Consider the following 6,292-nt stretch of genomic DNA (forward strand, 5'->3'; position numbering starts at 1 on the left):
TGATTAATCACTGTCATTTTCATTCCTCCTTTATATAGCGTATTGCTTTAATAGAATGACAAAATACGTATAAGTTTATTCTTTCTAATTTTTCCCACATCTAGCGACAATTTTCATTCTGTCATAAGATGCTTAGGTGCGCTTTCGTTCTCTTATTTGTTTTCCCTCACTATTAGCGGGGAATTTTTAGTCCTGAACGTTGAAAAAGACCCCATAATGGAGTCTTTCTTAGACTATGAACAAACTCGATGAAAATTGAGATTGCCTATAGTCTTCTTTTTTTAGTTTTTAAATTTGGGCTATTGATTTCCGTTCCTGGCGGAAGGCCGGTGAACCTCCTCATCGCAAAACGCAAGGAAAACTTCGATGAAATGTCTTAAAACGCAAAAGAGGTTCGGAATGTTTCATTCCGAACCTCTTTTGTCTACACCTAGACTCTATAAGCGCTTATTTACCAATTCTATAATTCAATAAATCAATTGCTTGATCTTCGGTTATTCCATTTATGAGCCCAAGCTCGCTTGAAAGAAATTTCCGTGCACTCCCAAGCATGGACTTTTCGCTTGAATTGAGGGTTTTTTCTTTATTCATTCGCATTAAATCGCGCAATACTTCTGCACCTTCTTGAATTTTCCCCGTTTTCATTTTTTCCATATTAGACTTATACCGTTCTTTGAAATTCAGGGTTCGGTCCGTTTCTCCGTTATGAAATAAGCGAAGAACGTTTTCAAGGGTAAGAGTATCGACTACTTTTCGTATGCTGAAATTTTTAATTTTCCCGACAGGAAGCATAACTTGTATCTTATTTGGCAGCTGCAGAACATAATACTGATGAACCTCTCCTTGAATCTCTTTGTCTTCAATTGATTCAATTATACCTGCTCCGTGCATTGGATAAACAATATGATCGCCAATTTGAAACAAATAACGCACCCCCATATATAATAACTTATTTAATCATAACACACTTTTCTATTTTTATCAAATTTATTATAATATCATATTTTTAATTATTAAGTCAATCAATTAATCTTAACTTTTTTACATTTTTCACTTACTTTTTTAGGTAATAAAATTACTCAAAAAATGAGTTTTTCTTTCTGGCACGCAGGATATCTCCCATCCAACCCTTTTTTTTCAAGTACACGTAAAGAGCCAATGTATTAATGACTATAAGGACTACAGAAATCAGATACCCAAACTGCCATTTAAGTTCTGGCATGTGCTTAAAGTTCATTCCCCATAATGCTCCCCACGCCATTACCGGAGTAAACAAAGTGGTTAATAGTGTTAACGTTTTCATGATTTCATTTCCTCGGAGGGAAGACACCACATTTTCAAGATTGACCATCGATTCAATTTCTTGTTCGTATTCCCGCAAAAGTGTCTTCGTACGTTGTATGCGAAGCTCAGTTCGTTTATACTGTGTCGACTCTTTAATTTCTTCCCCAAAAGCTTCCTCTAGAGCAATGATGATTTCCATCACCGGGACCACTAAATTTTTCCACACTAATAATTCATGCCGACAATCAGCTATTTTCTCCAAAATTTCCTTGCCGTTCTTCGCTTTTACATCCCATAATAAATTATTGATTCTTTGTTCGAAGTGGCCTATCTTAATTAAAAAAGATGAAATAATTTCGCTTAAGATAATCATCAGGCCGTCAATTGGTGATTCGACGCGGTCTAATAAATTGAGTAAATCTTCTCCACTGATATCATCCAATAAAGAAAAATCTAGATAGCCGGTTATTAAAAATTCATTTGTCAGGTAAAAATGAAATGTATACTGTTTCTCTTTCTCCTCAACATCCTGTATATAAACAAGGGAACCCCAGATTGCCTCCTTTCCTTCATCTGCTATATGTAACCCAAGATTTATCGATTTTTTGGAAAGGGTATGCTCCACCCATTTTTCACATTTTTTAGTCGTGCTTATCAACTGATGCAATTGATGTTCATTGGTTAAATCAAGCTCATGCCACTGCCATTTATTTTGTTTAAATGAATGTTCTCCCATGGGACACCCCCTATTTTTCGCTTATTTACATTAGTCCTTCTATTCTAGTTAAAAAGGTGCACCTTTGAAGATGAGCGCACCTGTAAAAATTATGCACGTAAATTATCAAGTGCTTGATGAAGACTGGAAAACGTCAAAATTGAATTGAATTTTATCCCAAATCCAACCATCGTTTGTGCGATTTCTGGTCTGATTCCCGTTAAACTGGTCCGGATTCCAACGAGATTTAATGCTGAGATCACTTTATAAATTTGATTCGCAACCATTGTATCTATGATAGGAACCCCTGAAAGGTCGATAATTATATAATCTAGGTTATGTTGAGTCCCTTGTTCAAGGGCTCGATCCATTAAGACTTGCGCCCGTTTGGTATCTAAGTCACCAACAATCGGAAGCACGCCCGTTGTTTTTGATACACGAACAAGCGGAATCGCAAGTTCATTCATTGTATACTCTGCCGACATAAGTTTAGCTGTATAACTCCTAGTATAAGAAATACTAAGCCAGTAAACAGCCTCATCAACTACGGCATCGAATTGGGAAATGACCTCGTAAAACACATCAAGACTAAATTGGTATTTTTGCGCTTCATTTTTAATAATATGACCAATGGTGTCGCGGTAGAATCGAACTTCCTGTATAGCTACATCTAGCGGGAGTTCTAGTTCAACTAGTAAATCAACCAATTTTCCTCCCCACTGCTTTAATCTATCTATCGCTTCTTCATGGTCCTTTGAAATGGATTGACCATAAATATCAATTAAATTTTCTCTCCAAGAGGTTAAAGAATCCGTAATCGTCTTACTATAAGCGTGCTCATCCGCTGCTTCCCGCTGCGATGCAAGTTCAGACTTTCTTGTGAGTATAGTATGAGTTATTGCCTTTAATTGCCCTTCTAATTGATTAGCTTCCATGGAATCCTCCTACAAACAGGTATCGAGAAACAATAACAAGTTTTTCTATTCTTTTAATCTCCTCATATAGATATATACCCTGATTTATAAGCTAGCTAATCCTTTTTTACCTACAAAGTAACCGTATGAGACCATTTAGGGCATCAAAAAAAGCACCTCTAATGAAGACTTCCCTTTAAAAGGATATCTCCATTAGAGGCAGTTGTGTATCATTCATGTCATTTAATTAAGTCTGTTGCTCTTAGAAGAAAAAGAACGGCAAGAACGCAAGCGTTGCGATAGCACCTAAAGCAAATCCTGCTGCTGCTCCTCCCCAACCATAGCCATAGCCGGGACCATAATAACCGTAACCATAGCCGCCAAAGTTCCTTCTTCCGCCATTCATCGGCCGAAGATACACTCTATTTCTATCCACTCGATCGACGATGCCTCTATGCACCGCACCCTGTTTCGTCCGTATTTCGACTGGTCTGCCTACTCCTTGACGTAACGTGTGATAATGATTCATTCAACCTAACCTCCATTCACTTCTCGATTATCATATGTACAAAGTGATTTTCCTGCATGGACATACACACAGGAAATGGAAAAAGGACCGTCCATTTAGTATGAACGACCAAGGAAACCCCTTATATTTCATTTGTAATACGAATAAATAATACATGATACATTTTGTTGATGCATACATAATCTAATGTAATGACGTGCAGGAGAGGAGACCCAAAGATGAATCCTTCTTACCAAGATGCATTAGCTTTTTATGGAATTGACGGCGCACATCCAGGCGGGTTTCAACTGACTAAACAATTACTTCATGATGAGAAAATTACCCCTTATACAAAAGTACTTGATGCAGGCTGTGGAACTGGTCAAACTTCCGCTTATCTCGCCAAAACGTTTTCCTGTCAGGTTTATGCCCTCGACCAGCATCCAGACATGCTTAAGAAAGCGAAAACCAAATTCAAAAAAGAACACCTCCCCATTCACCTTATCCAAGGATCGCTCGAGAAGCTCCCTTTCTCTGACCAATTCTTTGATTTAATCGTCGCAGAATCTTCAACGGCTTTTACTAACATCCCTAAATCTCTAAGTGAATATGCTCGTGTCCTGAAACCAAATGGAGTTCTTCTTACCATTGATATGACTGCTGAGCCTCAACTTGAACTGGAAGCAAAAACAGAGTTGATTCAGTTTTACGAAATTAAAGACCTTCTCACTGAAAAAGAATGGCTCCAAGCATTAAAACGTTCCGGGTTTAAACAAATTCAGATATTAAAGGCCAACACCGTCCTTAATGAACTCATGAATATTGAATTGGACGTAAATGATGGCTATACACCACCCTCTTTTTCCGCCGATTCTTCGCTTGAACACATTATACTTACCCATCAAAATCTTACCCTTTCCTATGGTGATCGACTGGGTTATCGTGTATTTCGAGCGGGTAAAATAGATCTTCCATATCAACCGCAAAAAACTAACTCATAAATTCACCCGAAACATTTTGGAAGGAAGCCTTAAGGATTAACGGCACACTCCTAAATCGGTTTCCTTCAGAGCTTTTCTCTTTATTTACATAGATAAGCTCGCGAAAAAAATGTAAAAAAATGTCTGAAGTTTGAATTATGAAAAAATTTAATATCTGTAAGATACGTGTTATAGTTCCATAGGAGTCATTAATTGGAAAAAAGCGAAAGGGAGGCTTATCACAATTATTGAATTACTCATCTCACACTTTATCTCCTATAAAAATCGGAAACCTACGCATGCTGATGAACTACTGGACTATATTCAAGAACAGTATTTAACCGGTAACCTTTCTGCAGTCAACTACAAACACCTCTATTCAGAACTCGATAAACGAGGAGCTAAAAAAGCAACTTTCATAAAATAATCCTCAAAAAAGCCTCCTGCCATGCATTGTGCTTGGCAGGAGGCTCCTTTTATTCTGCTGCAGTAATTTTGACTTGATTCTCTTCAACTATGGTCGTAAACCGTTTTACGTCAGGTTGTTCGAAAATAAAATCAGCAATTCCATCTTCAAGCTTTTCTTGAATGATTCTGCGAAGTGGTCTCGCACCAAATTCCGGATGATATCCTAATTCTGCGATTTTTTCTTTCGCCTTGGTTGTTACTTCTAGCTTTAATTCTTGAGAATTCAACGTTTCTTCTAGTTCAATCAACATTAAGTCGACAATTTGAACGAGATGCTTTTTATCTAAGGCTTTAAATTCAATAATGCTGTCGAATCTGTTTAAGAATTCAGGTTTGAAGAAACTTCCTAACGATTGGAGAATCGAAGCTTCTTCCACTGCACTGCTTGCTCCAAATCCCATGACCTTCGGTTTATCCGTTGCCCCAGCATTACTTGTCATGATAATGACCGTATCTTTAAAATTAACCGTACGTCCCTGGCTATCTGTCAAACGTCCATCCTCTAACACCTGCAAGAACATGTGCATAACATCAGGATGTGCTTTTTCAATCTCATCCAATAAGATAATACTGTATGGGCAACGGCGTACCTTCTCCGTCAACTGACCTGCTTCTTCATGTCCGATATATCCAGGCGGGGAGCCAATCAGTTTCGCTGCACTATGCTTTTCCATGTATTCACTCATATCAAGACGAATCATAGCATTTTTGTCTCCAAATAGCTCCTCTGCTAACGTTTTAGAAAGCTCCGTTTTCCCAACTCCTGTGGGACCAACGAACAAGAAGGACCCAATTGGGCGATTCTTAGATTTTAAGCCCGCCCGGCTTCTGCGTACTGCCTTAGCCACCTTCTTGACAGCCTCTTCCTGACCAATTACCTTTTTCATTAATTCTTCCTGCAGATGAACCATTCGTTTCTGTTCATCTTCCTGAAGCTTTCCAACTGGAATACCTGTTTTTTGTTCAATAATTTTTTGAATATCTGCAACCGTCACGGTTGGTGTGGCCGCTTGAGTTCCATCCTTAAGGAGGTTTTCTAATTTTTCTTCTTCATCGCGTAAAACAGCTGCTTGTTCATAGTTTTCTTCTTTTAATGCGCGTTCTTTTTCTTTATAGATCTCCGTAAGGCGATTCTTAACATCCTCCTCTTGACCTGTTTCAATCGTCAGATTCAGCTTAGCACCGGCCTCATCGAGTAAATCAATCGCTTTATCTGGTAAATGTCGATCTTGAATGTAGCGATGTGACAGTTCGACGGCTGCCTTCAGCACATCATCACTATAAGTTACAGAATGATATGCCTCATAATGCGGCTTCAATCCTTCTAAGATAGTCACCGCCTCTTCCAGTGTTGGCTCATCAACTTGAATAGGCTGGAAGCGGCGTTCGGGCGCTCCATCTTTTTCAATCTTACGGTATTCAG

Annotated in this window: 7 protein-coding genes; 2 read left to right on the forward strand and 5 right to left on the reverse strand. The window is 38.5% G+C overall.

Features of this window, described 5'->3' with window-relative positions; translation table 11 throughout:
- Window positions 1–447: 447 nt before the first annotated feature.
- From AC52RT_RS07675 to AC52RT_RS07690, 4 genes are all read right to left on the reverse strand, one after another.
- Window positions 448–939 (reverse strand): CarD family transcriptional regulator, encoded by a 492-nt coding sequence (locus AC52RT_RS07675; RefSeq protein ID WP_495540193.1) that lies wholly within the window; start codon window positions 937–939, stop codon window positions 448–450.
- Window positions 940–1,075: 136 nt separating this feature from the next.
- A complete protein-coding gene (locus AC52RT_RS07680; RefSeq protein WP_495540194.1) occupies window positions 1,076–2,020 on the reverse strand; it encodes a magnesium transporter CorA family protein in 945 nt (314 codons plus the stop codon).
- Between the two features lie 89 nt (window positions 2,021–2,109).
- Window positions 2,110–2,934, reverse strand: a complete 825-nt coding sequence (locus tag AC52RT_RS07685) for an STAS domain-containing protein (protein WP_495540195.1) — start codon at window positions 2,932–2,934, stop codon at window positions 2,110–2,112.
- A gap of 241 nt (window positions 2,935–3,175) precedes the next feature.
- Window positions 3,176–3,442 (reverse strand): hypothetical protein, encoded by a 267-nt coding sequence (locus tag AC52RT_RS07690; RefSeq protein WP_495540196.1) that lies wholly within the window; start codon window positions 3,440–3,442, stop codon window positions 3,176–3,178.
- Window positions 3,443–3,660: 218 nt separating this feature from the next.
- On the opposite strand from AC52RT_RS07690, the gene AC52RT_RS07695 reads away from it, so the two are divergent.
- Both AC52RT_RS07695 and yppF read left to right on the forward strand, forming a co-directional pair.
- A complete protein-coding gene (locus tag AC52RT_RS07695) occupies window positions 3,661–4,422 on the forward strand; it encodes a class I SAM-dependent methyltransferase (RefSeq protein WP_495540197.1) in 762 nt (253 codons plus the stop codon).
- Between the two features lie 238 nt (window positions 4,423–4,660).
- Window positions 4,661–4,828, forward strand: coding sequence for a YppF family protein (gene yppF, locus AC52RT_RS07700; protein WP_495540199.1), 168 nt, complete (start codon window positions 4,661–4,663; stop codon window positions 4,826–4,828).
- A gap of 49 nt (window positions 4,829–4,877) precedes the next feature.
- Here the strand turns inward: yppF and AC52RT_RS07705 are convergent.
- On the reverse strand, window positions 4,878–6,292 hold a 1,415-nt coding region (locus AC52RT_RS07705; RefSeq protein ID WP_495540198.1), incomplete at its 5' end, for an AAA family ATPase.

The organism is Peribacillus sp., from assembly GCF_059453735.1.